Annotated in this window: 19 protein-coding genes and 1 tRNA gene; 14 read left to right on the forward strand and 6 right to left on the reverse strand. The window is 39.4% G+C overall.

Annotated elements, in window-relative coordinates:
• The first annotated feature begins 14 nt into the window (after positions 1-14).
• Positions 15-212: a hypothetical protein gene (locus tag QL995_RS03930; protein WP_290292999.1), complete on the forward strand. Its 198-nt coding sequence runs from the start codon at positions 15-17 to the stop codon at positions 210-212.
• 117 nt (positions 213-329) lie between these two features.
• Here the strand turns inward: QL995_RS03930 and QL995_RS03935 are convergent, their stop codons facing one another.
• Positions 330-1,286, reverse strand: a complete 957-nt coding sequence (locus QL995_RS03935; RefSeq protein ID WP_021032136.1) for a methylenetetrahydrofolate reductase — start codon at positions 1,284-1,286, stop codon at positions 330-332.
• Positions 1,287-1,537: 251 nt separating this feature from the next.
• On the opposite strand from QL995_RS03935, the gene QL995_RS03940 reads away from it, so the two are divergent.
• Positions 1,538-4,420 (forward strand): pitrilysin family protein, encoded by a 2,883-nt coding sequence (locus tag QL995_RS03940; protein WP_290293002.1) that lies wholly within the window; start codon positions 1,538-1,540, stop codon positions 4,418-4,420.
• A gap of 80 nt (positions 4,421-4,500) precedes the next feature.
• On the opposite strand, the gene QL995_RS03945 is transcribed toward QL995_RS03940, so the two are convergent.
• Entirely contained in the window at positions 4,501-4,626 is a 126-nt protein-coding gene (locus QL995_RS03945; RefSeq protein ID WP_007581611.1) for a hypothetical protein, read from the reverse strand.
• 617 nt (positions 4,627-5,243) lie between these two features.
• Here QL995_RS03945 and cysE point away from each other — a divergent pair.
• Together cysE and QL995_RS03955 are read left to right on the forward strand one after the other, a co-directional pair.
• Complete coding sequence (cysE, locus tag QL995_RS03950) at positions 5,244-6,062, forward strand: serine O-acetyltransferase (RefSeq protein ID WP_007581613.1); 819 nt, start codon at positions 5,244-5,246, stop codon at positions 6,060-6,062.
• Between the two features lie 35 nt (positions 6,063-6,097).
• Positions 6,098-6,778: a hypothetical protein gene (locus tag QL995_RS03955; RefSeq protein WP_290293008.1), complete on the forward strand. Its 681-nt coding sequence runs from the start codon at positions 6,098-6,100 to the stop codon at positions 6,776-6,778.
• Between the two features lie 12 nt (positions 6,779-6,790).
• Here QL995_RS03955 and xseA read toward each other — a convergent pair whose 3' ends face one another.
• Entirely contained in the window at positions 6,791-8,131 is a 1,341-nt protein-coding gene (xseA, locus tag QL995_RS03960; RefSeq protein ID WP_290293009.1) for an exodeoxyribonuclease VII large subunit, read from the reverse strand.
• A gap of 135 nt (positions 8,132-8,266) precedes the next feature.
• On the opposite strand from xseA, the gene guaB reads away from it, so the two are divergent.
• The 5 genes from guaB to rimI all read left to right on the forward strand — a co-directional run bounded on the left by guaB (position 8,267) and on the right by rimI (position 12,472).
• A complete protein-coding gene (guaB, locus tag QL995_RS03965) occupies positions 8,267-9,736 on the forward strand; it encodes an IMP dehydrogenase (protein WP_002958783.1) in 1,470 nt (489 codons plus the stop codon).
• A gap of 102 nt (positions 9,737-9,838) precedes the next feature.
• Positions 9,839-11,416 (forward strand): glutamine-hydrolyzing GMP synthase, encoded by a 1,578-nt coding sequence (gene guaA / locus QL995_RS03970; RefSeq protein ID WP_024606053.1) that lies wholly within the window; start codon positions 9,839-9,841, stop codon positions 11,414-11,416.
• 155 nt (positions 11,417-11,571) lie between these two features.
• Positions 11,572-11,648 (forward strand) — tRNA-Trp (locus QL995_RS03975).
• A gap of 64 nt (positions 11,649-11,712) precedes the next feature.
• On the forward strand, positions 11,713-12,018 hold the full coding sequence (locus QL995_RS03980) for a hypothetical protein (protein WP_169059768.1): 306 nt from the start codon (positions 11,713-11,715) through the stop codon (positions 12,016-12,018).
• Positions 12,005-12,472, forward strand: coding sequence for a ribosomal protein S18-alanine N-acetyltransferase (gene rimI / locus QL995_RS03985; RefSeq protein WP_007581622.1), 468 nt, complete (start codon positions 12,005-12,007; stop codon positions 12,470-12,472). The genes QL995_RS03980 and rimI overlap by 14 nt, the downstream gene beginning before the upstream one ends.
• A gap of 75 nt (positions 12,473-12,547) precedes the next feature.
• Here rimI and QL995_RS03990 read toward each other — a convergent pair whose 3' ends face one another.
• Positions 12,548-15,214: an ATP-binding protein gene (locus tag QL995_RS03990; protein WP_165721063.1), complete on the reverse strand. Its 2,667-nt coding sequence runs from the start codon at positions 15,212-15,214 to the stop codon at positions 12,548-12,550.
• An 853-nt stretch (positions 15,215-16,067) separates the two neighbouring features.
• Between QL995_RS03990 and prfC the strand changes: the two genes are divergently transcribed.
• The 4 genes from prfC to QL995_RS04010 all read left to right on the forward strand — a co-directional run bounded on the left by prfC (position 16,068) and on the right by QL995_RS04010 (position 21,480).
• Complete coding sequence (gene prfC, locus QL995_RS03995) at positions 16,068-17,657, forward strand: peptide chain release factor 3 (RefSeq protein WP_007581628.1); 1,590 nt, start codon at positions 16,068-16,070, stop codon at positions 17,655-17,657.
• Positions 17,658-17,716: 59 nt separating this feature from the next.
• Positions 17,717-19,459: an arginine--tRNA ligase gene (gene argS / locus QL995_RS04000; RefSeq protein WP_197187753.1), complete on the forward strand. Its 1,743-nt coding sequence runs from the start codon at positions 17,717-17,719 to the stop codon at positions 19,457-19,459.
• Between the two features lie 593 nt (positions 19,460-20,052).
• Complete coding sequence (pdxH, locus tag QL995_RS04005; RefSeq protein WP_007581631.1) at positions 20,053-20,691, forward strand: pyridoxamine 5'-phosphate oxidase; 639 nt, start codon at positions 20,053-20,055, stop codon at positions 20,689-20,691.
• A gap of 21 nt (positions 20,692-20,712) precedes the next feature.
• Entirely contained in the window at positions 20,713-21,480 is a 768-nt protein-coding gene (locus QL995_RS04010; RefSeq protein ID WP_290293023.1) for a TatD family hydrolase, read from the forward strand.
• Here the strand turns inward: QL995_RS04010 and QL995_RS04015 are convergent.
• Complete coding sequence (locus QL995_RS04015; protein WP_007581635.1) at positions 21,447-22,067, reverse strand: AhpA/YtjB family protein; 621 nt, start codon at positions 22,065-22,067, stop codon at positions 21,447-21,449. The two genes, QL995_RS04010 and QL995_RS04015, sit on opposite strands and share 34 nt — an antisense overlap.
• Positions 22,068-22,219: 152 nt before the next feature.
• On the opposite strand from QL995_RS04015, the gene serB reads away from it, so the two are divergent.
• Positions 22,220-23,248: a phosphoserine phosphatase SerB gene (gene serB, locus QL995_RS04020; protein ID WP_290293026.1), complete on the forward strand. Its 1,029-nt coding sequence runs from the start codon at positions 22,220-22,222 to the stop codon at positions 23,246-23,248.
• Between the two features lie 20 nt (positions 23,249-23,268).
• Here serB and QL995_RS04025 read toward each other — a convergent pair whose 3' ends face one another.
• Entirely contained in the window at positions 23,269-25,746 is a 2,478-nt protein-coding gene (locus QL995_RS04025; protein WP_010553175.1) for a PilZ domain-containing protein, read from the reverse strand.
• Positions 25,747-25,865: the final 119 nt, after the last annotated feature.

Consider the following 25,865-nt stretch of genomic DNA (forward strand, 5'->3'; position numbering starts at 1 on the left):
AAAGGAAGTTCGTCATGACTCATGCCACAAAAATTTGGCTGGTTTTTTCTGCGATAGGTTTTATTTTTTCATTAGCAATAATAAGCTTATTTGAAACGTTCCCTAGCATTAGATTTATATCTAATGAGGGAATAATTTTTGGTGTTATGTGCTCATTGATGGGGTTTGCCTTAAAAAGGCTTGAGAGTAATAACCAAAAACAGCTTCAATAAATAGCTTAAGCTGCAAATTTTTACTTGTATTTATTAATTCATTTTTCAAAGTACGGACATAAAAAAGCAAGCCATTAGGCTTGCCAAGAAGGGTGTTAATTAGCTCTAACCTCGCCTTTAAGCTATTAGCTTTTCAGCTAGGTTTAATTCCATTATTGCTTTTAATAAACGGTATAAGTTGATTGATGCGTCAATTTCTTCTTTACGGTTTGTTAAGCTTTCAATATTTAAGCCCAGCGGTACATCTAAATGCGCACAGCTTTTAAGTATTAAGTCGAGGTTTTCGCGGCAAATACGTACTGATTCGCTTAATGTATTGTCTGCATCAAGCATGCGCCATTTCGTTGCCTCTGGTACTGAGATACCCAACCATTGCATAAACTCTAAGGTTTTTTCGCCGCCGCACGGTGTAAACGTTAATATAATACGTTGAGGTGTAATACCCTGTGCTTTACATGTACGTGCGTAGCTAGTAATTAGCTCTATAGTCGCTTGTGCATCGTAAACAGCTTGCGATATAAAAAACTGACAACCTTGTGCTGTTTTTTCTATTAATCGTTCGTGCTCATTTCGTTTACTTGAATGGCGCTCGGCAATAGTAACGCCACCTAAAAAGAAATCATCTGATTGCTCAGCCATCGCTTTATACGCATCTGGCAGGCTTAGCTTTATATCGCCTATCGATGACGGGCTACCTACTAAAACAACATTTTGTAAATCGTAGTCGTTTTTAGTTTCACTTAGCCAATCTTTAAATTCGCCTACGCCACGCTGCGCCACACTTTTATAAGTAATCACATCTTGTGCAGACAAATTACGAAGTAAATGGCTGTATTCACGCGGATCAACGGTTTGTTTAAACGCAAATGGGCGGTCTTGATTAGTTCGGCTGCTTTCGTCTTGAATGTCGTAAATTATCACGCCGTCGTATTCAATTTCGTGTAAGCGACCTAATAGCTTTTCTGCAATGGTTTTTAATTGCGCTTTATCGGTGCCAATTTTAGGCGGGGTAGTACCAATAAGATAAACACCTTGGTTGGTGTCCACTATCTTCTCTTTTAGTGATAAAGCCATAATCCTCATTCCAGCTAAGTTTGTTTTGATGGATTTAATATAGCAGCCATTTAGACGTCTAGATAGATTTATTTAGTGAAAGTTTTTCAACTAACATGATGTTTATTCATAGTGCTTGTTCCCATAATTTATAATTGACACAGTTGTTTACATAATAAATTCCCTTGGGGCTCTTATATTTATTGGCTTTGGGGCATAATTAAAGAGTTAAATCTGACAACAAATTTGCTCAATTTAAAAAAGGGACAACAATGAAATTTAAATTATTAGCAACCAGCTTAGCGGTATCGCTGGCGTTAACAGGTTGCGCCATGCAACAAAACCAAAGCACGCAAACAACAGCACAACAAGAACAAGTAAATAAAGCTGATGATCGTGTTTTTTCACAAGATTATTTAATTGAAGAGCTAGAAAACGGCTTACGTGTCATGGTTGTTAAAACCGATTACCCTGATGTAGTGTCGCTGCAAATTCCGGTATCGGTTGGATCGCGTAACGAAGTTGAAGAGGGCAAAACAGGCTTTGCTCACTTTTTTGAACACATGATGTTTAAAGGCTCACAAAAATACCCTGAAGATGTGTACTCAGACATATTAAAAAATTCAGGTGTTGATAACCGCGCTTATACAACAAACGATTTTACAAACTACCATTTAAACTTTTCAAAGCAGCATCTTGATAAAGTACTTGAACTTGAAGCTGATATTTTTCAAAACTTAACTTACACCGAAGAGCAATTTAGAACAGAAGCACAAACGGTAAAAGGTGAGTACTTAAAAAACAACGCGAGTCCAATTCGTAAATTATTAAGCGCTGTACGCGAAGAAGCGTTTGATAAGCACACGTATAAACATACCACTATGGGGTTTTTTAAAGACATAGAAGCCATGCCTGATCAAATGGCGTACGGTAAAGAGTTTTTTGCTAAATTTTATAAACCTGAGTATGTGTCACTTGTTATTGTGGGCGATGTAGATCCACAAGCAACAATGGCAATGGTTAAAAAGCATTGGGGTAGCTGGAAAAAGGGTAACTATGTTGCTGACATTAAAGCAGAACCTGTTCAACAAGCACCAAAATATTTGCACCAGCAAGATGAAGCGCTACCAGGGCATTGGTTACTTGTATCGTACAAAGGCGCTGCGTGGGAGCCTGCTAAAAAAGACAGAGCGGCACTTGATTTAATCTCACAGCTTTATTTTTCAAATAATTCAGATTTATATCAAGAGCTAGTGGTCGACAAACAAATTGCCAGCCAAATGTTTACTTATAACCCTGAGACTAAAGATCCGGGTTTATTACACGTATTTGTTAAAGTAGAAAACGCAGACGATTTAGCCACTGCACGCGATGCCATTAACCGCACTTATGCAAAAGCACGCACTGAGCTTGTTGATGAGCAAAAGTTGAGTGATTTAAAATCGAACCTTAAATACAGCTTTATAAATGGCTTAGACTCGTCGCAAGCGATTGCATCAACCCTTGCCAGCTACATGCATTTTGAGCGCGATCCTGAGGTTATAAACCAGCTGTATAAATCGGCAGATAACATTACCAGCGCAGATATTAAAGCCGTTGCTAATAAATACTTTACTGATAACGCACGTACCACATTAACAATGTCGGCACTTGATAAAGCCCCAGGTTTTGAGCAAGAAGTTGATTTAAATGCGCTTACTGCAAAGCTTGAACAAGCACCTGCGGCACCTGTATTTAAAGTACTTGATAAAACGAATAGCTCGCCATTAATTGATGTTAACTTTTTATTCAATACCGGTGCGGCTGCCGACCCACAAGGCAAAAAAGGTGTTGCTGCGCTCACTGCGGCTATGCTTGCACAAGGTGGCTCAGAGGCGACAAGCTATAAAGATATTCAAAAAGCACTTTATCCGCTTGCGGGTAGCTTTGGTTATCAAATAGATAAAGAAATGCTGTCGTTCCAAGGACGTATTCATAAAGATAATGCGGCGCAGTGGTATTCACTTGTGAGCGATCAATTACTAAATCCAGGTTTTAGAGACGATGACTTTAAGCGCCTTAAAAAAGAAATGATCGACGGTATTAAATCAGGTTTGAAAGCATCTAACGATGAAGAGCTAGGTAAAGAAATTCTATACAGTGCGCTTTACAAAAATCACCCTTACGAAAGCTACAACTATGGTGATATTTCGGATTTAGAAGCGCTGACCCTTGATGATATTAAAGCGTTTTATAACAGCGAGCTTACGCAATCTAAACTCACGGTTGGTTTAATTGGGGCTGTTCCTGCAAAACTTAAAGCTAAAATAATGAGCGATTTTGCAACGCTACCAAAAGGTGATCAAAGCCGTTTAAGTATTCCTGATGCACCAGTGCTTAAAGGTCATCATGCAACGATTGTAGAAAAATCGGCACAATCGACTGCGGTATCGTTTGGTTTTCCTATTGATACAATAAGAAGTAGCGAAGACTGGACAGCCCTTTGGCTTGTGCGTTCGTACTTTGGTGAGCACCGTAGTTCTAACAGCTTTTTATATGAGCGCATTCGTGAAACTCGCGGCATGAACTATGGCGATTACGCATACATTGAATACTTTCCACGTGGTATGTTTCAAACCAAGCCTGATGCAAACCTAGGGCGCTCTGAGCAAATATTTCAAGTGTGGTTACGCCCACTTCGCTCTAATAACGATGCGCACTTTGCAACACGTACCGCCTTGTTTGAGCTAGATAAGCTAATTGAAAATGGTATGAGCGAAGACGACTTTGAAGCTACGCGTAACTTTTTAATTAACTTTGTGCCGCAAATGGTGGCAAGTCAAAACCGCCAATTAGGTTACGCGCTTGATAGCGAATTTTACAACACAGATAGCTTTGTAAGTTACGTAACTAACAAACTTAAAACGCTAACGCTTGCTGATGTTAATCGCGTTATTAAAGAAAACTTACAAACAGACAATGTTCACTATGTGTTTATAACCGCAGACGGCGCTGATATGCAAAAACGTTTAGCATCGCAGCAAACCTCACCAATGGTTTACAACACAAAAAAACCAGCGGAACTAGTTGCTGAGGATAAAGTAATTGCTGATTACAAATTAGCAATTCCTGCAAAAAATATTGAAGTAGTAAAAGTTGAAAAAGTATTTCAATAATTTAAGTGGTTTTTAATGGTTGGAAAGTGCCCTAACTTATGGGGCACTTTATATCTTTAATGACTCTGTAGTAGGGTCCTTTAATTAATGAAACGCGCATCATATATTTTGATGGCAATACCAATAATCATAATTATTAAACTAATGAGAAGTAATATATTTATTCCACGCTTTTCTTTATTTTTTAATTCAGAGTCATCACTCATTTTGAATTCCTCATTTCTATTTGTTTATGTAAAAAATCAATAAAACTAAATATAGCTTAGCTCGGTATAATGAACAAACTTAGCTTAAATCCTAATTAATTTAGCGTTTTTTTACGCCGTCAGCTGTACGTCAGTCCGTATTCTTTCATATGACAGGTGAGCTTTCGTATGTTGCTAGCTTTTGATTTTTATTAATTTACTATATTTTAAGTATGTATTGCTAATTTTAGCTACTGTCGTATAACTTAATCTAAAAAATGGGTACGTATTTGAAATATCATTTCTGGGTGCTAGGGCGTGTTGAACTCTGTGGATTGAAATTTGTTCAACCTAGGGTCGATTTAATCGCGGCGCGAGGTTTGTAACCTAGTGGGCTCGATAACTGCTCCTGCGTTATTCTACTGACTTACATCCCTGTAAGAATAAGTAAAAACCGAACAAAGCTTCCGCGTCCTGCTCACGCCTCTTATCTACATCCGTGTAGGCAACAAAGAGTTAATCGTCCCTAGTTATATCTAATAACCAGAACAAATAACTAAGGGATTAACACCTTAGGCTTTAAATCCGTTAGACTTGGGAAAAGGCTATTTTATATCAACTTAAGGCAGTGCAGTATTATGCGTCATGCAATTTGGCAACAGCTTCGCGACGAAGCTAACGATGTAGTAACACGTGAACCATTATTAGCAAGTCATGTTTATTCATGCATTTTGAATCATGATTGTTTAGGTTCGGCATTGAGCTTTATTGTTGCTAATAAGTTGGCTGATGCGGTGGTATCGGCATTCACTATCCGAGAGCTGTTCGATCAAGCATTTGTAAAATGTGACCGTATGCTATCTTTTGTTGCTGAGGATATTAAAGCGGTAAAAGACCGCGATCCTGCATCAGAAACCTATCTTACGGTTATATTAAATCTAAAAGGTTTTCATGCTATTCAGGCGCACCGTTTGGCTAATTGCTTGTGGCAACAAAACCGCAAAGAGCTAGCGCGCTTTATTCAAAGCCGTAACTCTGAAGTGTTTGGGGTCGATATTCACCCAGCATGTAAAGTGGGTAAAGGCATTATGTTTGACCACGCAACCGGTATTGTTATTGGTGAAACAGCAGTAATTGAAGATAACGTATCAATTTTGCAATCTGTAACGCTTGGCGGTACAGGTAATGAGCAGGGTGATCGTCATCCTAAAATTAGAGCGGGCGTATTAATTGGCGCCGGCGCTAAAGTACTTGGTAATATTGAAGTAGGTGAGGGCGCACGAATTGGTGCGGGCTCAGTTGTACTTAGCAATGTTCCACCACACACAACCGCTGTTGGCGTACCCGCTAAAATTATTGGTCGACCGGATTGTGAGTGTCCGGCGCAAAGTATGAACCAAAACTTTTTAGCAAATCCTGAGCCTGAAAACGAATCGCACACGAGTGCAATGCTATAAGTAATTAAAAATCATAAAACTTAAAAGGAATTAACATGAACAAGAATAGTTTATTGGCTCTAGGGATTGGGTTTATTGCGGGTGTAGGTTTAACTTGGGGCTACTTTAATGCAGCTTCAAGTCATCCAGAATCTGTTAAGTCGCAGCCAAGTTATGAAAAACAGCAAAAGCTTCATACTGAACAACAAAGTAATGAGGTATTAAGTAATGCAGACTCTGCAGTACCTGAGCAAGTCGTTAGTATAGAGCCCGCTGAAGATACGCCTCCAACCTATTCAGAAACCCAAATGCTTGATGAACTACCTTTAGAAGAGCAAGTAACTCAGCTTAAGCAGCAACTCGCCGAACAGAAAGCGACAGTTAAAAGCATTTTAAAGCAAATGAGAGGTCCTTCAGATTTTGAGAAGATCTTACGTGATAAATTTGAAAAGCAAACGCGTGACGAAGAATGGGCTTATCGTACTGAAATGGCATTACAAGATTTTTTATTAACAGCTGATTTAGCGATTATACCCGATGTTGTTAGTGCAAAATGTAAAACGACGATATGTGAATTTGAACTAGCCGCACCCGCTGATAACGACACATTTGATAATTCTCAATGGCGAGAGCTAAACGACAAGTTGATGAAGCAAGAGTTTTGGCAACAATTTAAAAGCACTACCTCCACATCAAGCGATAGCGAGCTTAAATTGTTGCTAAGTACAGAGTTTTAAGTAATACCAACTTTATGTAACAGGTATAACCTGTGATTCTATAGAGCCATCAACGAGCTCTGTAATCAAAACATCGCCTGTTTTAATCTGCCCCACAGATTTAACCACTTTGCCTTGTTGTGTTTTAGTGATGCTATAACCGCGCGCTAAAACATTAAGCGGACTTACTGAATCTAACCTGCTAGCCTGCAGTGCTAAGCTATTATTCGCTTGCTGTAACTGATGCTGTATAGCTTGGTTTAGCCTAGCTTGTAATTGCGAAAGTTGATGGCTTGCTGTAGCGAGTTTTTTATCGGGTGATTGGCGCATTAAACGCGGCGTTAAGTTATTGAGTGTGCGTTCTTGCTGGTATAAACGATTACGCATCGCCTGTTGCAGCGCAATGCTTAGCTCATCCAAACGTTGTGATTTTTGATTAAGCTGATTACGCGGATGACATAAATTAAGGCGGTGTTGTAACTGCGTTGCTAGTGCGCGTTTATCGGCAAGACCGTGCTTAAACGCGTTAGATAAACGATTAACTAATTGCGTTACTTTGTTGTGTAACTCTTGCGTATTTGGGCTTACAAGCTCAGCTGCGGCTGATGGAGTCGCTGCACGAACATCAGCAACATAATCGCTAATAGTGGTATCTATTTCGTGGCCTACCGCACTTACTATCGGTAATTCACTTTTGAAAATAGCGCGGGCGAGCTGTTCGTGATTAAAACACCATAAATCTTCAAGTGATCCGCCGCCTCGCCCTAAAATAAGTACGTCTACTTCATCACGTGTGTTGGCTAATTCAATTTGGTTAATTAAATGCACGTGCGCTTCTTTGCCTTGTACCATAGCAGGGTAAATGATGACTTCTAGCTGCGGTGCACGGCGTTTGAGTACCGTTAAAATATCTTTTATAGCAGCGCCGGTTGCTGAGGTAATAACACCAATGCGATTAATATTTTGGGGTAATGGCTGTTTGTGAGCAGAGCTAAATAATCCTTCGGCGGCTAAACGCATTTTAAGCGCATCAAATTCTTGTTTTAGCTGGCCTTCGCCTGCGGGTTCCATATGCTCAACAATAAGCTGGTAGTCACCGCGAGGTTCATAAAGCGATACACGCGCTTTTACTGTAACTTGTGCGCCATTTACAGGGCGGTAGCTTTGGTTGCGATTATTGCCTCGCCACATTGCGGCTTTAATTTGTGCTTTATCGTCTTTTAACGAAAAGTACCAATGTCCAGATGCAGGGGTAATAAAGTTAGAAATTTCGCCCGTGAGCACTAAAGATGCAAAACCTTGCTCAAGGATTGTGCGAATTTCTCTATTAAGGCGTGAAACGGTGTAAACCGCCTGCGAAGGCTTCGAAAACATAAAAAACAACCTAAAACTATTTATTGCACTACTTTATCATAAATATTTGCGAAATATTATTTACTCATGCCAACAACGCTGTTAAAATTTGGCCGCAATTCCTTATCTTAGATCCACATGTGAGAAGTTGCCAAAATGCTTAGAATCGCTAAAGAAGCTCTTACCTTTGATGACGTACTTTTAGTACCTGGTCATTCTACTGTTTTGCCACACACGGCAAATATTTCAACTCGCTTAACGCGTGGTATCAAACTTAACTTGCCGCTTATTTCAGCATCTATGGATACTGTTACAGAAGCTCGTTTAGCTATTGCCCTTGCGCAAGAAGGTGGTCTTGGTTTTATTCATAAAAACATGACTATTGAAGAACAAGCGAAAAACGTACGTAAAGTTAAAACCTACGAAGCAGGTATTGTTTCATACCCTGTAACGGTGACTGCCGATTTAACAATTGCAGATGCAATTGAGCTTTCGCACGAAAAAGGTTTTTCAGGCTTTCCGGTTACCGATAGCAATAATGTGCTTGTAGGCATTGTTACTAGTCGTGATATGCGTTTTGAAACTAAGCTTGAACAGCCTGTTTCTACCGTTATGACTAAAAAAGAAAAGCTTGTTACCGTTAAAGAAGGCGCAGCACGCGAAGAAATTTTAGGCTTAATGCACGAACACCGCATTGAAAAAATCCTTGTTGTTGATGATGAATTTAAACTTAAAGGCATGATCACAGTAAAAGATTACCAAAAAGCCCAAGACAAACCTGACGCATGTAAAGACGACCAAGGTCGTTTACGTGTAGGTGCTGCTGTAAGTGTTGGTGCAGGTACTGATGAGCGTATTGCTGCATTAGTAGAAGCGGGTATTGATGTTTTACTTATTGATACATCGCATGGTCACTCTCAAGGTGTTATTGACCGTGTTACTAAAACGCGTAAAGAGTACCCAGACTTACAAATTATTGCAGGCAACATAGCAACAGCTGAAGGTGCGATTGCACTTGCTGATGCCGGTGCCGATGCAGTTAAAGTAGGTATCGGCCCAGGTTCTATTTGTACTACACGTATTGTTACCGGTTGTGGCGTTCCACAAATTACAGCTATTTCAGATGCTGTTGAAGGCTTAAAAGGTCGCGACATTCCTGTTATTGCTGATGGTGGCATTCGTTTTTCTGGTGATATTGTTAAAGCACTTGTTGCTGGTGCATCGTGTGTAATGGTGGGTTCACTTCTTGCTGGTACTGAAGAAGCACCAGGTGAAGTTGAATTATACCAAGGCCGTTATTACAAATCTTACCGTGGTATGGGCTCATTGGGCGCGATGGATCAAAAAGAAGGTTCATCAGATCGTTACTTCCAAAAATCAAACGAAGCAGACAAGTTAGTACCTGAAGGTATTGAAGGTCGCGTAGCTTACAAAGGCCCTATTGCAACGATTATTCATCAGCAAGTGGGCGGCCTACGAAGCGCTATGGGCTTAACGGGTTGTGCAACAATTGAAGAGCTAAATACAAAACCACAATTTGTACGTGTTACTTCAGCCGGTATGGGTGAGTCGCACGTTCATGATGTGCAAATCACTAAAGAAGCACCAAATTATCGCTTAGGTTAAGCAGCGTAATTAATTTAATATACTGGGCTTGCTTTGCAAGCCCTCTTTTTAGTCGTTTACATTAACAAACGGCATTTAGCATCAGACTTTACGAGATACTCCATGAGCAAAGATATTCACGATTCACGAATTCTCATTTTAGACTTTGGTTCACAATACACTCAATTAATCGCCCGTCGTGTGCGTGAAATTGGTGTTTACTGTGAGCTTTGGGCATGGGATGTGACTGAAGAGCAAATCCGCGAGTTCAACCCACAAGGTATTATTCTTTCTGGTGGTCCAGAATCAACAACACTTGAAAACAGCCCGCGCGCTCCTGAGTATGTATTTAATGCAGGCGTGCCTGTGCTAGGTATTTGCTACGGTATGCAAACAATGGCAGCTCAACTTGGCGGAAGTGTACACAGCTCTGATAAAAAAGAGTTTGGTTACGCACAAGTAGAAAAAGTAGGCAGCTGTGCATTATTTGATGCAATTGAAGACAGCATTACCGATGGCGGCAACGGCATACTCGACGTATGGATGAGCCATGGCGACAAAGTAATGGATATTCCAGCTGGTTTTGCAACAACAGCTAAAACATCTACTTGTCCACATGCTGCAATGTCTAACGAAGAAAAACGTTTTTACGGTGTACAGTTTCACCCAGAAGTAACACACACGCATCAAGGTCAGCGCTTATTAGAGCGTTTTGCTATTGATATTTGTGGCTGTGAAAAATTGTGGACTGCTGCAAAAATTATCGATGATGCTATCGAGCGTATTAAAGAAACAGTTGGCGATGACGAAGTTATTTTAGGCCTCTCTGGTGGTGTTGATTCATCGGTTGTGGCTATGCTTATTCACCGTGCAATTGGCGAAAGACTAACATGTGTATTTGTTGATAATGGTTTACTTCGTTTAAACGAAGGCCAACAAGTAATGGACATGTTTGGTAATAAATTTGGCTTAAATATTGTTAAAGTTGAAGCTGAAGAGCAGTTTTTAAATGATCTAGCGGGTAAGTCAGACCCAGAAGATAAACGTAAAGCCATTGGTCATACGTTTATTAATGTATTTGATGAGCAAGCCAAAAAGCTTAAAAATGCAAAATGGTTAGCGCAAGGTACAATTTACCCAGATGTAATTGAATCAGCGGCATCTGCAACTGGTAAAGCGCATGTTATTAAATCTCACCACAATGTGGGTGGATTACCAGATGACATGAAAATGGGCCTAGTTGAGCCATTACGTGAATTATTCAAAGATGAAGTACGTAAAATTGGCCTAGAGCTTGGTTTACCGTACGACATGCTTTACCGTCATCCTTTCCCTGGACCAGGTTTAGGTGTGCGTGTACTTGGCGAAATCAAAAAAGAATACTGTGATTTATTACGCCGCGCTGATGCGATTTTCATCGAAGAGCTTCACAAAGCTGAGCTTTACCATAAAGTAAGTCAAGCGTTTACTGTATTCTTACCTGTTAAATCGGTAGGGGTTATGGGCGATGCACGTAAGTACGATTGGGTTGTATCACTTCGTTGTGTGGAAACAATCGACTTTATGACAGCGCGCTGGTCACATTTACCTTATGAGTTTTTAGGTGTGGTATCAAACCGTATCATTAACGAAATAGATGGTATTTCTCGTGTTGTTTACGATATTTCAGGTAAACCACCTGCAACTATCGAATGGGAATAATTAATTTTAGTTTTAATTAACTAATTTTAAGTGATTAAAAAACGGCGAATTAGCATGCTAATTCGCCGTTTTGTTTATTTAAAAAGCAGTTAAACTAAAAGAGTGATTTTTCTCTTTACCTTTGGCGAAACTTCTCTATAATTCGTCGTCATTGCAGGGGCGTAGTTCCAATTGGTAGAACAGCGGTCTCCAAAACCGATGGTTGGGAGTTCGAATCTCTCCGCCCCTGCCATTTCTTCTTTACATCGTTTTTATTACTTCTTATATTGTTCAAATGTCTAATCTACTGAGTTGTTATGCATCCACGTTACGCAGCTATTTTTGATATAGAAAATCTTGAACTCAATCAACATTATTGTCCTCAAGCAAATGATCAAGCTAATACTTTATCGCAAAGCACGATAGCTAGTTCTTTAACGCTAAATGAGCAACTACTTGCAGACATTAAACTCAGTGCAGAGCCTATTATTATAAATAGCGTTGTACAGGGCAGTGAGATGCAATTAAACGACAATAAGCTTACATTGCCAACCCCACAGCTCAACGCCTCTGAGAAGCGTGCTTTATGGGCTTTAATGAGTGAACACCTTGATAAACTTTAAATCAGTAGATGAAACTGCAATACCTCAATTAATGGCCATCGAAACAGCGTGTCATAGCCATCCGTGGACTTTAAATACAATGGGTTCATGTATAGGTGGACGCTACTTTAATGTTGCCGCATTTGATGAGGCGAGCATGATTGGTTTTTATATTGGTGAAAAAGCAGGGCCTGATTTTACACTTATGGATATTTGTGTAACACCAAGTCACCAGGGTAAGGGTATTGCAAGGCAGTTGTTAGCGCAGTTTATTGAATATGGTGAGCAGCAAAATGCTGAAAACCTCTTTTTAGAAGTACGCGAATCAAATACGCGTGCTATTGCGCTGTACGAGCGCGCAGGCTTTGCTGAGATGTCAGTGCGCAAAAACTACTACCCAAGCGATAACCCTGCTAAAAATGGCTTTGAAGACGCTATTTTAATGGGTATGGCGCTAGGTTTAAACTTTTCATAATTAAAGTCGGTAATTAGCATTTAAAATATAGAGCCGCTAAAGTACTGCATTTGTACCGTTTTGTAAGTTTACTTTTTAGGTTACTTTGTCGCTAATTGCTTGCTCAATGGCTGCTATTAAATCATTTACCAGCTCGTCTCTTGGTACTTTATTGTTACTTTTTAAGTTCTCTTCAAGTGCCGCAGCGCTATGGTAAATTTCATCAAAGTTAAAGCATCCAGAACTACCTTTAACACTGTGCGCTATACCTCTTAATGCTTCCCAATCATCACAATGCTGCAAAGCTTTAACTTCTTCTAAATATGTAGGTAAGTTAGCTAAGTAATTATCGGCAATTTGCTGAAACTTTTCGCTCTTTAATAGGCTATCCCATTTATTTTGATTATCTTTTTCAAGATGCAGGTAGCTTACGAGTACGTTTTCCAGAGCATCTTTATCAATGGGTTTAGCCAGTGCTTTGTCGCAACCAGCTTCTAGATAAGTGCCTATATCATGGTTCATTACATTGGCAGTAAGGGCAATGATAGGGCCATCATACGCTGCATGACGAAGCATTTTAGTCGCTTCTAATCCGCCCATTACAGGCATTTGCATATCCATAATAATAAGTTGGTAGTCGTTTACGAGCGCCATTTCTACAGCTTGTGCGCCATTACTGGCAATATCGGGTTCAAGGCCCCAGGTTTGCAGTAATAATTTAATTAATAGTTGGTTATCTGGGTTATCCTCAGCCACTAATATATTGGCGTCGAAGCTATTGGTTGCAAACGATAAGAGAGGATCTTTCTCTGGTATTAACTGGCTTTCTTGCGTTAAAAACTCAAGCATGGGTTGATCATCAGATAGCTGACATGCCACCCTAATTGTAACTCGGCTACCTACACCCACTTCACTTTCAAGGTTTACATCGCCACCAAGTAACAGTGCTAAGTTTTTAGAAATACACAACCCAAGACCTGTACCACCAAAACGACGTGTAGTTGTGGCATCGGCTTGTTCAAACGGCTTAAATACACGTTCTATTTGATGCTCAGACATACCAATACCAGTATCTTTAATTACAAACTCTAGCTTTTGACTTGCTTGTAAATAATGCACACAAATAGACACGCTGCCATTTTCGGTAAATTTAACAGCGTTATTAGCAATGTTTATAAGTATTTGTTTTAAGCGGGTCACATCACTATAAATGGTGCGGGGTAGCGGCAGTTGATAGTCGATATTAAGGGTTAATTGTTTTTCTTGTGCCAGTGGTTGAATAATTGATTCAATGTCGTGCACAAGCTGCACTACGTTTAACGCTGACAAATCAACAGCCAGCTTTTCAGCTTCAATTTTAGATAAATCGAGTATGTTATTTATTAACTCTAGTAAGTGTTTGGAATTACGTAAAATAGTGCTTAGGTGTTGTTTGTCATTCGCTACTTTATCGTTATGTAGTAACTGCTCTGTAAAGCCCATAATGGCCGTGAGCGGCGTGCGTATTTCGTGACTCATGTTAGCTAAAAAACGACTCTTAAGTTGATTAGCTTGCTCAGCTTGGCCAATAGCTAACTCAAGTTGGCTGTTCATAGCTTCAAGTGCTTGGGTACGACTTTCCACTTTATCTTCAAGGTGGTGTTTGTATTCTTCAAGCTGTTGTTGGTAGTGCCTTATTTGATTAACCATGTGGTTAAAGTCGTTAAATAAAACACCTACTTCATCATTTGTATGAGCTGGTAAGTGCACCGACAAATCGCCATCACCAACACGATGACTCGCAGCCCCGAGTAACTCAATTGGGTTAAGTAATAAATTGCGGACCACTACAAAAATTAATATTGGCAGGGTGATCACCGAAATAATAACAATTAAGCCTGTTATTAAACTTATGGCTTTACCTGATTGATAAAGCACCCCTTTGGGAATGGTCGATACGTAATAATATCCGCCGGGCATTTGCACTGCAAAAATCATTCGCTCTATTTTGTCTATGCTTGAGAGTTCAATAGTTGAAAGCATGCCGATATCAGCGAGGTCGTGCACTTGATTAAGTTCGTACTCGCTTATGTATTGGCCACGCATATTATAATCGGAGCTAAATAAAATTTTCCCGTCTTTAGTCAACATTAAATTAAGCGTGTTGTTATATGGCGCTTCTAAAATACTAGAGTTTAGTATTGAAGGTTCTATATGTATTACAATAAAACCAAGCTGCTGTGGTCGTTTTAAATAGTAATCAACACTATAAATTCGTTGAATAAAATATAAACTAGTGGTGCCATCATCCTTTTGAATCATAAATTGCTGTTTACTTAAATTACTTTGCAATACTTGATTAAAAAACGGGTAGCTTTTAGGCGCTGTTGTTAGGTTGTTAGAGTAGTAGGCATCGCTTTTCCCACTGGCTGAAACTAAATTAATGCTAATTATATCGGGATAAGCCTCACTGTAACTGGCAAATACATCCATAAGCGCGCCAAGTTTTCGGGTGTAATTACCGTTGGCACGAATGTCGTTTGCTAAAAAATCACTAAGTACTGGCGAGGTTGAAAGTAGTTTTGCAGTAGAGTGAAAAGAGTCGATATAATTAAATATTTTTTGCTGTTGTTGCTCAACAAAACGGCTCATTATTAAATCAGCTTGTTTTTGTGTTGAATTAGTTACATTGGTGAGCGTAAAGCCACCTAAAAATAGCAGCGGTAGAATAACAAGGGGTGTTATATACCATAATAATCTAATACTTAACTTACTGGTTTTCATGACCAAACGACTTATCCTCCATGCAATCTATCAATAATATGCGTTACGACTTTATTACACAAGCTTGTGGCGGTCTTGGTGGCTAAATTACAATCAGTAGTTGCATGGTATTTAGCTCTGTATTGGTTTTTTTTTATTTTATTAAGTTATTTTAATTTAATAAGTTACATGCATATAACCGTTATTTTATCGTTCAAAAAAGTTTACATAAATTTACATCTTTTAAAGTCATTTTTTTAAAGATAAATGCTATCACTTAAAATTGAATTTTCTAATTTACTCTCAGTTATAAATACCAGTGGGTTAACGCTGGGCTGTTAGCCGGGCCACTAGGTTATATTCTCAAGCAAGGCTTAAAAATTCTAATGGTGTGCAGAGGCTTGGTGTATTGTGTGCTGATTCTATTTATTTGGCTTATTACTGATTTTTTTGTACCTCATTTGCAGTTAGGCTTCCCAAAATCCATATTAATAAAAAAGATCAGCTAATAACCAACCATTGATTGTTTATAAGGCCAAGATCAGCGAAAATAGTTTCCAATTACGATTAACATAACGGATCGCATGTGAAGGGCCAATTTAGGGCTTTTCTGATGGTGTGTTGAGCTTTCGAGGTTGCTCTATACCAATTTTATTAAAAACAAGATCGTTCTAGCGTATTAAATAACTCACTAACTACGTTAAAAATTATTCATAGAGAATAACTCTATGTGATAATTTCGCCTTGTTATTGCGCTATTTTATTATCGCTATAATAGAACGCTAATTTAATGCAATTGGTATTATTTAAGCCTTGAAAGCTCAGCATACTTAAAGTGGATAATATCCGTATACAAACTAAAAGAACTTTTTTAATGGCAGATCAAAATCTCCTTAGCGAAATTAATAAACGACGAACCTTTGCTATCATCTCTCACCCAGATGCTGGTAAAACAACCATTACCGAAAAAGTATTGTTATTCGGACAAGCTATTCAACGAGCCGGCACTGTAAAAGGCCGTGGCTCTAACCAGCATGCAAAGTCTGACTGGATGGAAATGGAAAAAGAGCGTGGTATATCTGTTACTACCTCTGTAATGCAGTTTCCATATAACAACGCACTTGTTAATTTACTTGATACTCCAGGACATGAAGATTTCTCGGAAGATACTTACCGCACATTAACTGCGGTAGATTCGTGTTTAATGGTTATTGATGCGGCAAAGGGTGTAGAAGATCGTACCCGTAAGCTAATGGAAGTTACACGCCTGCGTACAACGCCAATTGTTACGTTTATGAATAAATGTGACCGTGAAATTCGCGACCCAATGGAAGTGCTTGACGAAGTTGAAACAGAGCTAAATATTGCCTGTGCACCCATTACTTGGCCAATTGGCTGTGGTAAAGAGTTCAAAGGTGTTTATCACATTCATAATGACGAAGCTGTTTTATACAAAACAGGTCAGGGTCATAAAATTCAAGAAGTTCGTACCATTAAAGGTCTTGATAACCCAGAACTTGATATTGCCATTGGTGAAGATTTAGCTGCGCAATTACGCGATGAGCTTGAGCTTGTTATTGGCGCATCAAACGAATTTGATTTAGATCTGTTTTTAGCCGGTGAGCTTTCGCCAGTTTATTACGGTACCGCACTTGGTAACTTTGGTGTTGACCACGTTTTAGATGGTTTAACTAAATGGGCACCAACGCCACTGCCTCGTGAAACCGAAGACAGACTTATTGTTGCAACTGAAGAAAACTTTACTGGTTTTGTATTTAAAATTCAGGCCAACATGGACCCTAAGCACCGTGACCGTATTGCATTTATGCGTATTGTATCGGGTAAGTACAGCCAAGGCATGAAAATGAATCACGTGCGAATTGGCAAGCAAGTGAGCATTTCTGATGCGGTAACCTTTATGGCGGGCGATCGTGAGCGCGCAGCTGACGCTTACGCGGGCGATATTATTGGTTTGCATAACCACGGTACCATTCAAATTGGTGATACGTTCACACAAGGCGAAAAGCTTAAATTTAGCGGTATCCCTAACTTTGCGCCTGAATTATTCCGCCGTATTCGTCTTCGCGATCCACTTAAGCAAAAGCAATTATTAAAAGGCTTAGTACAGCTTTCTGAAGAAGGTGCTGTGCAAGTATTTAGACCGCTTATAAACAACGATTTAATTGTGGGCGCGGTAGGTGTACTTCAGTTTGATGTAGTTGTAGCGCGCTTAAAAGCCGAATATAACGTAGATGCTATTTACGAAGGTGTAAACGTAAATACAGCGCGTTGGGTAAGCAGCGACGATGTGAAAAAGTTTGAAGACTTTAAGCGCAAGTGCGAAAGTAATTTAGCACTCGATGGTGGCGATAACTTAACTTACATTGCGCCGAGCCGTGTAAATCTTAATTTATCGGTAGAGCGTTACCCAGAAGTGACATTTAACCACACTCGCGAAAACTAGAATCGACTGACTACAGTTAACTGAAAGCCTGCTTTGGCGGGCTTACAAAGGTAAAAAATATGAATATTCGTACTATTTTAATCGAAAAAGCCATTGCCGCAATGGCGGGCGCAGGCTTACCTGAAGATACAAACCCAGCAGTAACACAAAGCACACGTCCACAATTTGGTGATTACCAAATTAATGCAGCAATGGGCGCGGCTAAAAAAATGAAAAGCAATCCACGTGAGCTTGCGCAAAAAATTATAGATAATCTTGATGTAAGCGATATTGCTCAAAAGACTGAAATTGCGGGCCCTGGTTTTATTAATATTCATTTAAAACCTGAGTTTTTAGCGCAAAGCGTTAAAGCAGCTAACAGTGATGCAAAGCTTGCTGTAAACGAGCATGCTAACCCGCAAAAAGTGGTTGTTGACTATTCATCACCAAACCTTGCTAAAGAAATGCACGTAGGCCATTTACGTTCAACCATTATTGGTGACTCAATTGTGCGTGCGCTTGAATTTAGAGGCGACACGGTTGTACGTCAAAATCACATGGGTGATTGGGGCACGCAATTTGGTATGTTAATCGCGCATTTAGAAGATCAAATTAGCGAAGGTGTTGATTTAGATTCTGTAGCGCTTGCCGATTTAGAAACCTTTTATCGCGATGCTAAAAAACGCTTTGACGACGAAGAAGGCTTTGCTGATAAAGCACGTAATTACGTTGTTAAATTACAAGGCGGCGATGCGCACTGTGAAAAACTTTGGAAACTGTTTATAGCTACCTCAGTTAAGCATTCTGAAGAAGTATACAAGCGTTTAAATGTAACACTTACTCAAGCTGATATTATGGCTGAAAGCGCATACAACGCAGAACTTAACGATATTATTAGCCTACTTAAAGATAAAAATATTGCAGTAGAGTCGCAAGGCGCGCAAGTTGTGTTTTTAGATGAACTTGCCAACAAAGATGGTGAACCTTCTGCGTTTATCGTACAAAAATCTGGCGGTGGTTTTTTATATGCAACAACCGATTTAGCGGCATGTGATTACCGTTCAAATAAATTAGGTGCTGATCGTATCTTAATTTTTGTAGATGCACGTCAAAATCTACACTTTAATCAAGTAGAGCTTACAGCGCGTAAAGCAGGTTTATTACGAGACGAAACAAGTTACGAGTTTTGCCCGTTTGGCACCATGATGGGCGCTGATAACAAACCATTTAAAACACGTACTGGCGGCACAGTAAAACTTGCTGACTTATTAGAAGAATCAATTAACCGTGCAGCTGCAAAACTAGCTGAACGTGAATCGGATTTAAGTGATAGCGATCGCAGCGAGATTGCACGTAAAGTAGGTATTGGCGCAGTTAAATACGCCGACCTTTCTAAGCACCGTACCAGCGATTACATTTTTAACTGGGACAGCATGCTAAGCTTTGAAGGCGCAACCGCTCCTTATTTACAATATGCTTATACACGTATACGCAGTATTTTCCGCAAATCAGGCGTTGATGCAGCTACATTAAATTCAGATGTTGCAATTATTGAGCCTCAAGAAAAAGCACTAGCACTTAAGCTACTACAGCTTGAAGAAGTACTTGATTTAATGATCAGCGAAGCAACACCGCACGTACTATGTGGTTACTTATATGAGCTAGCAAGCTTATACATGACATTTTACGAAGCCTGCCCAGTACTTAAAGAGGGCGTAGAGCCAAGCGTGCGCGATAGCCGTTTAGTGCTGTGTAATTTGGTTTCTAAAACATTAGAAACGGGATTGGATTTGCTAGGTATTGAAGTCATGGAGCAAATGTAATCACCGTCGTATTTTAACCTAATACTACGTTATCCACCCCAACTTACCCTAATCACATACAAACCGTATGCTCATAGGGGTAAGTCGGGTTGGACGCCTTGTCTTAGGCTAAACTACTTAGGTGAACCGTCTGCTGCGTGTAGTTCGCTTTGACTGCGTTGTCGTGCTTTTTTAGCCTAAGTCACATACTAAATGTATGCTCCTTGGCATAAAAAAGCACTCCGTCTTGTCAGCACTTCTACACTTGCAGATATCTGAGTTGTGTAGTTCGCTTTAGCTGCGTTAAGAAGTTTATTTAGCCAAAGTCACATACAAACCGTATGCTCCTTGGCATAAATAGTTTTACCGCCTTGCTAGGACTCCTACACTTGCAGATATCTGAGTTGTGTAGTTTACGTTGTAGGTTGGGTTGAGTGAAACGAAACCCAACGATACACCTGAGACTCTATGTTTACTGCTATCGAATACACCCGAGGCTCGGTGTTATTGTTATCGCATACACCTGAATCTTAATATTTGTTACTACTCAACATCCATTGTTTTAAGCTCGCTACTCTAAGCTCTTTTCTAAGGCTTTATTTAAAGGACTTGTTATGAAACTCGAAGATATCCGCCGTGAATACCTGCAAGACGCGTTAAGCGAAGATAACTTGCAAGATGATCCGTTTAAGCAGTTTGAAACATGGCTTGAGCATGCAGTGGCAAGCCAGTTACCCGATCCAACTGCGATGGTTGTAGCAACTGTTGATGAAACCGGTCAGCCTTCACAGCGCATTGTGCTTTTAAAGCATCTGGATGATAACGGTTTTGTATTTTTTACCAATACAGGTTCGCGTAAAGCGCAAGAGCTTAAAGGTAATAACAAAATATCGCTGCACTTTCCGTGGCACCACATGGAACGCCAAGTTATTGTGTATGGCGAGGCTAAACCATTACCTACATCTGCCGTGGCAAAGTACTTTTTATCTCGTCCTAAAGAAAGCCAATTAGCTGCGTGGGCGTCAGCGCAAAGTCGTCCGGTGTCATCACGTAAAGTACTCATGGAAACCTTCGCCAACATGAAAAGTAAGTTTGCTAAAGGTGAAATTCCATTACCTGATTTTTGGGGCGGATATTGTGTAGTACCCACTAAAATTGAGTTTTGGCAAGGTGGGGCGCATCGTTTGCATGACCGCTTTATGTACCAGCGTCAAGCAGATAATAGCTGGCAAGTTACGCGCTTAAATCCTTAATAAATAGATGAGTAAGTAACCGTGCAATTTATTGACTCTCATTGCCACCTCGACTTTAGCGAGTTTGATTCGAATCGTGAATCGCTCATAAACGAGTGTGTAGCAAAGGGAGTTAATCAGTTTGTTGTGCCGGGTATTACGCTTGCTCAATCGCATACTCTCATAAAACTCAAAGCAACTTACCCAAGTATAAAAATAGCCGCAGGGCTACATCCTTACTTTTTAGAGCAACATAAAGAATCGCACATAGAAGCATTATTTGAATTCGCGACTGCAAACAAGCATCAGTTAGTAGCTATTGGTGAGTGCGGGCTTGATCGAAGTATTGAAAACCTTCCTAAACAAACTTATTTATTTGAGCAGCAAATAGGGCTTTCTAATGAGCTTAACTTACCGCTCATTGTGCATCATAGGCAAAGCCATGATTTAATTGCGCAATCGTTTAAGCGGTGTAAGCCAAAAAATGGGGGAGTGATCCATGCATTTTCAGGATCGCTTCAACAAGCGCAATATTATATTAAACAAGGCTTTAAACTTGGCGTAGGCGGTGTTATTACCTATGATCGCGCAGTTAAAACACGCGCTGTTATTGCTGCTATTGAGCCAGAGCACTTAGTACTTGAAACCGACTCACCTTCAATGCCGTTAAGCGGTCATCAAGGTGAAGTTAACACGCCACTGCATATACCTGATGTATTTAACGCGTTATGTGATTTAAAGCCACATAGTGAAAGAGGGACGCTTGCAAAGCAGCTTTACGATTCTTGTTCAGATGTTTTTTGCATATAGCGATTTACCTGCCAACGTTTTAATCCACGCCCTAACTGCCACGTAAAAATACATGCAATCACTAGCATTAATAGTACCTGCCGACCTAAGTCATGAAAATGATTATGGCTGTCTGATATTGCGGCGCGAGTTAAATAAGTAACAGACACAAAGCCTATAGGGCGGTCATCATCGCTTATCACGGGTTCCATAAAAGGTGTTTTTAGTTTACTAATACCCGGTGTAGAGTCAGGGAGTTGTCCATAAATATGATGTGACTGCCAATTGTCACTGCTAGCAATTAAAATGCCCTGTTGATCATAAATAGTCGCAGAAAGTACAAATTCATCTTTACTTATATCGTTACAAATGGCGTTGAGCTGTGGTTTGTTTTTTTCAATAAGCGGTGTTTTAACATTTAAAGCCATAAACTGAGTGAGGCTTTTTGCCGTGCTATCGGCACTATCATAAAGTAACTGATGACTCTGAAAACTACTATTAACACCTACCCAGCTTAGTAATACAAAACAACCAGCCGCTAGTATTAAGCGAACAAGTCGTTTTCTTTGAGAAGCAGTAATAGGGTTTTTAATATGGTTATTTTTCATAGTCACCGTTTATGCTACTGACAGCATTTTGATTTGATGTTACAACTACACTAACTATAACCTTAAACCCCACCTGATGGCGAATTTAGTGTTGAGAATACCAGTTATGATATGCCAATTATCAGGAAAATAAAAATAAACACGGAGATTCCATGTCGCAAATCAACATGGCACAGCAAGCTGCTGAGCAACCATTACAACACTTAACTCTAAATAAATGGTTTAGCTATAGTGGTGGTGTATTTACACCTCTTGATTATATACCAAACAAAGCATTAGGGTTATTTAGCATCGCATTTGCGGGTGATTTTGAAGAAAAACACATTGTTAGCATTATTGATTTTTTAGCTACGCATAACCAAACAGTCAGTGCTATATGTCAATATCAACCAGATTTAGGGTTAGCTCCAGCACTGTGTTTTTACGCGCAAAACTCCGATCAAGCTATAAACCCGTTAGTACTACAAGAGTTTTCAAACACCCTAGATTGTCAATTAGTGCAAGTTTCTACTGCGCCTAATTTATATGAGCCTGGTTTATTGGTTATGGATATGGATTCAACTGCAATAACTATTGAGTGCATAGACGAAATAGCACGGCTTGCGGATGTTTACGACGAAGTTGCCTCTGTAACCGCACTTGCAATGGCGGGTAAACTTGATTTTAGCGAGAGTTTAAATCAGCGTGTAGCTAAACTGGCTGGTATTGAAAAAAGCTTAATTGAAGAACTAAAAAGTGCATTGCCACTCATGCCGGGTATTAAAGTGCTGTGTCAAATTCTAAAACAGCATGACTGGTATTTAGTAATCGCATCAGGTGGTTTTGTACCGTTTGCAGAGCGCGTTCAAGAGCTTATTAATTTAGATGAAGTGCACGCTAATGTACTCGAATTTAAAGACGATAAACTAACAGGTAAAGTACTGGGTACAATTGTAGATGCACAACAAAAAGCAATTATTCTAGAGTCGTTACAACATAAACTAGGGCTTGAGAAGTCGCAAACAGTTGCTATTGGCGATGGCGCAAACGATTTAGTCATGATGGCAAAAGCTGGCCTAGGTGTAGCAGTGCATGGCAAACCTAAAGTAGTTGAGCAAGCACAAGCGGCTATTTGTGAAGGGTCATTATTACAATTGTTGTATATGTTGGCCATTCCGTTAGATAAAGAGCCCGCTCTTTAAAGTTGTTTAAGTTAAACCGCTTAGCGTAAGCGGTTTAACCAAATTAGTTTACGGCGGCCCATTTGTTCAACTTGCTCTTTTTTAAGCTCTAAATGGCTTAGAGCTTCTTCAGTTATATCTACTACGTCCCCCACGCCTGCAACAGCCCATAAAGCTTCCTCTAAATCTTTTGCTTTATGCATAGCGTATTGGCTTACGTATTTTAGCTCGTTTGATAGGTAGTCAGTATCGGGGCGACCTGTGCGCGAAATATACAAACGCATCACAAATATAAGTTGTGATGTAATGCCTTTACTAATTTGTTTATAAAAGCTTGAGTAGTCTTCACCTAAAGCGCATTGGCTAACAATAGCTTCTTCAATTTTACCCTTACGAGGGTCGAAATTAATAGCGAGTGTAAAAGCAAGCGGTGCGTCTTGGCGACTGCGATCTTTAATATTAGGCGTTATTACATTAATAATTTGCTCTTCGGTAAGAATACTCGAAAAGTCAGTTTTGTTACCTAATAAGCCAAAGTTTTGCAAAATAACATGCATAGGACTGGCGTATAAGCCATAACCAATTGCACCTGTTTTAAAGTGTGCAGCTTCTTTGTGTAAATACAGCGGAAATTGGCATACACTTTTTGTAACCATATTTCTAAGTGCGGTAGATAAGCCTTCTACTTTTGGCGCTTCTTCAGATACTTTAAGTTTGTCTTTATTCCCTTCTATTAACTGAGTGAAAAAAGTCACGCCAGCATGGGGTAAATCAGCAACACGATTCGCTTTTAGGTTAATAGTAGTGAATGACTTACTAATGGCCATTATTTCGTACTTTAGTTCGCTAAGTTTATGCTTTTTAGTTATTTTTTGAAGCTCAGGAAATGTTAAAAGTACTATATCACCTTTTTTAAATGTGACTGGTTGCTCGCACTCTAATTGCAAACCCATTACAGAAAAGTCACGTGTATAACCGTTAAATACTTCATCATTAATAGTGACGCTAACCGGTGTTTTATAAAGGTAGCGCTTATGCGAGCGTAAATTTACGTATTCAAGTGGCACAATATCTAAATAAGGTGGCGTTTTATGTTTTGCGTGGCCAAAATGTTTAAGCTGATTTACTAACGCTTTATCAAAAGTAAGTTGTTTATAATCTGCTTGCTCTGTTTTATTGCCAATACTTGTAAGTACAACAATATATTTAACGTCTTTTATAAGGCCTTTAACTCGAGGGGAAGGCGGCTTGTTGAGTTTTTCAATATTAGCGCCAGCACTATTAGGTAATGAAAGCGGTATAAAAGAATCATCTGGATGACTTGGCATTATTTGTATTTTAAAGCACTGCCAACTTTCTTTTTGGCTACCAAAACCTAAAAATAGATCACGTAATTTAGGGTTATTATTTAGCTCAGTTCGTGTCGCAGAGTAATAGTAAATTTTACCCGATGATATATGTGTAAATGTATAGAGGTAATCTTCTTTGACCGCGGTAATTTGGGTTAGTAATTGTGTAATGCGCTGATGATTGAGTATATTGTACAAACACGGTGTTTTTCTTTCATCGGTAAAATAGCGCTGGATAAAAATATTATTTTCAGTAGTAAGGCTAAGGCTTGGGTAGTACTGTTCATCTTTTTTGCTTAAAAATACATATAAAGACGTTACACGAGGGATGTAGTATTGCTCATATCCCTTTGATACTACAGCATCGAGCGTGTTATCTAAATTTACTTTATAACGACGTTTATTACCGTGAATAAAGCTTTCTAAAAAGTCATTAAAGGCATCGTTATTTTCGATATAAGTGCGTTTTAAGCGAATGTGGTTGTATTCACGAGAGATATTTTCAACGGCAACAACTTCGTATTGAATACCGTTTTTTAGGCCAAGTTCAAAGTCTTGTTCAAGGCCTACCAAGCGCATTGCTATTAGTTCACCTTTTTTTATAGAGTAGCGCGTTGCAAGCTTAACTTTACAACCGCTTAAAGATATATCTGAGGTGCTAGCAGCAATGTTCTTTTTATCTTTGTAATCAATAGTTACTTTTATTGAGTAATTCATCCGTTCTTCACGGCGGCTCTCGTAAGAGGCAAACTTAATTACTTCAGTGCTTAAGTTACTTTCTGATTCTTGTAATTCTGATTTTTCGGCGGCTTGTTTTTGTAATACGCGGTGGTTATTTTCTGTATTCATTACGGCTTCGTAAACGGCTAGGGTATATTCACCATGCTGTTTAAGTGCTTTTTCAAACACTTCAATGGCTGTGTCATCCATAAAGTGCTGTTTGCCGTTATGCTCATACGGTTTTACTTGGCCCGTCACTAATCCACGAAGATCAACAAAGCGTGCCACTGGCTGAGATAAGCGTGACATTTCCATTTTCATCAAAAATTGCTCAGGTTTGGTTAACCCAGCGGTTTTTGATTTGAAAATTAGGTCAAATTTAGCATTGCCTAAATATGTTTTTAACTCATTCACGAGGTCTTCGTGTTTGAGCATTATGTCATCAGCCATTTATAAAACCATCACCGTCTAATTGAAAAAGTAGGTATACTGTTAAGTCCATTTATTAGAAGTTCAATAAACGTTAAATCGCGCTATGTTATTAATATAGGTACAATTATTTTAGTTAC

It is taken from the genome of Pseudoalteromonas sp. APC 3358 (assembly GCF_030408075.1).
Lineage (GTDB): Bacteria > Pseudomonadota > Gammaproteobacteria > Enterobacterales > Alteromonadaceae > Pseudoalteromonas > Pseudoalteromonas arctica.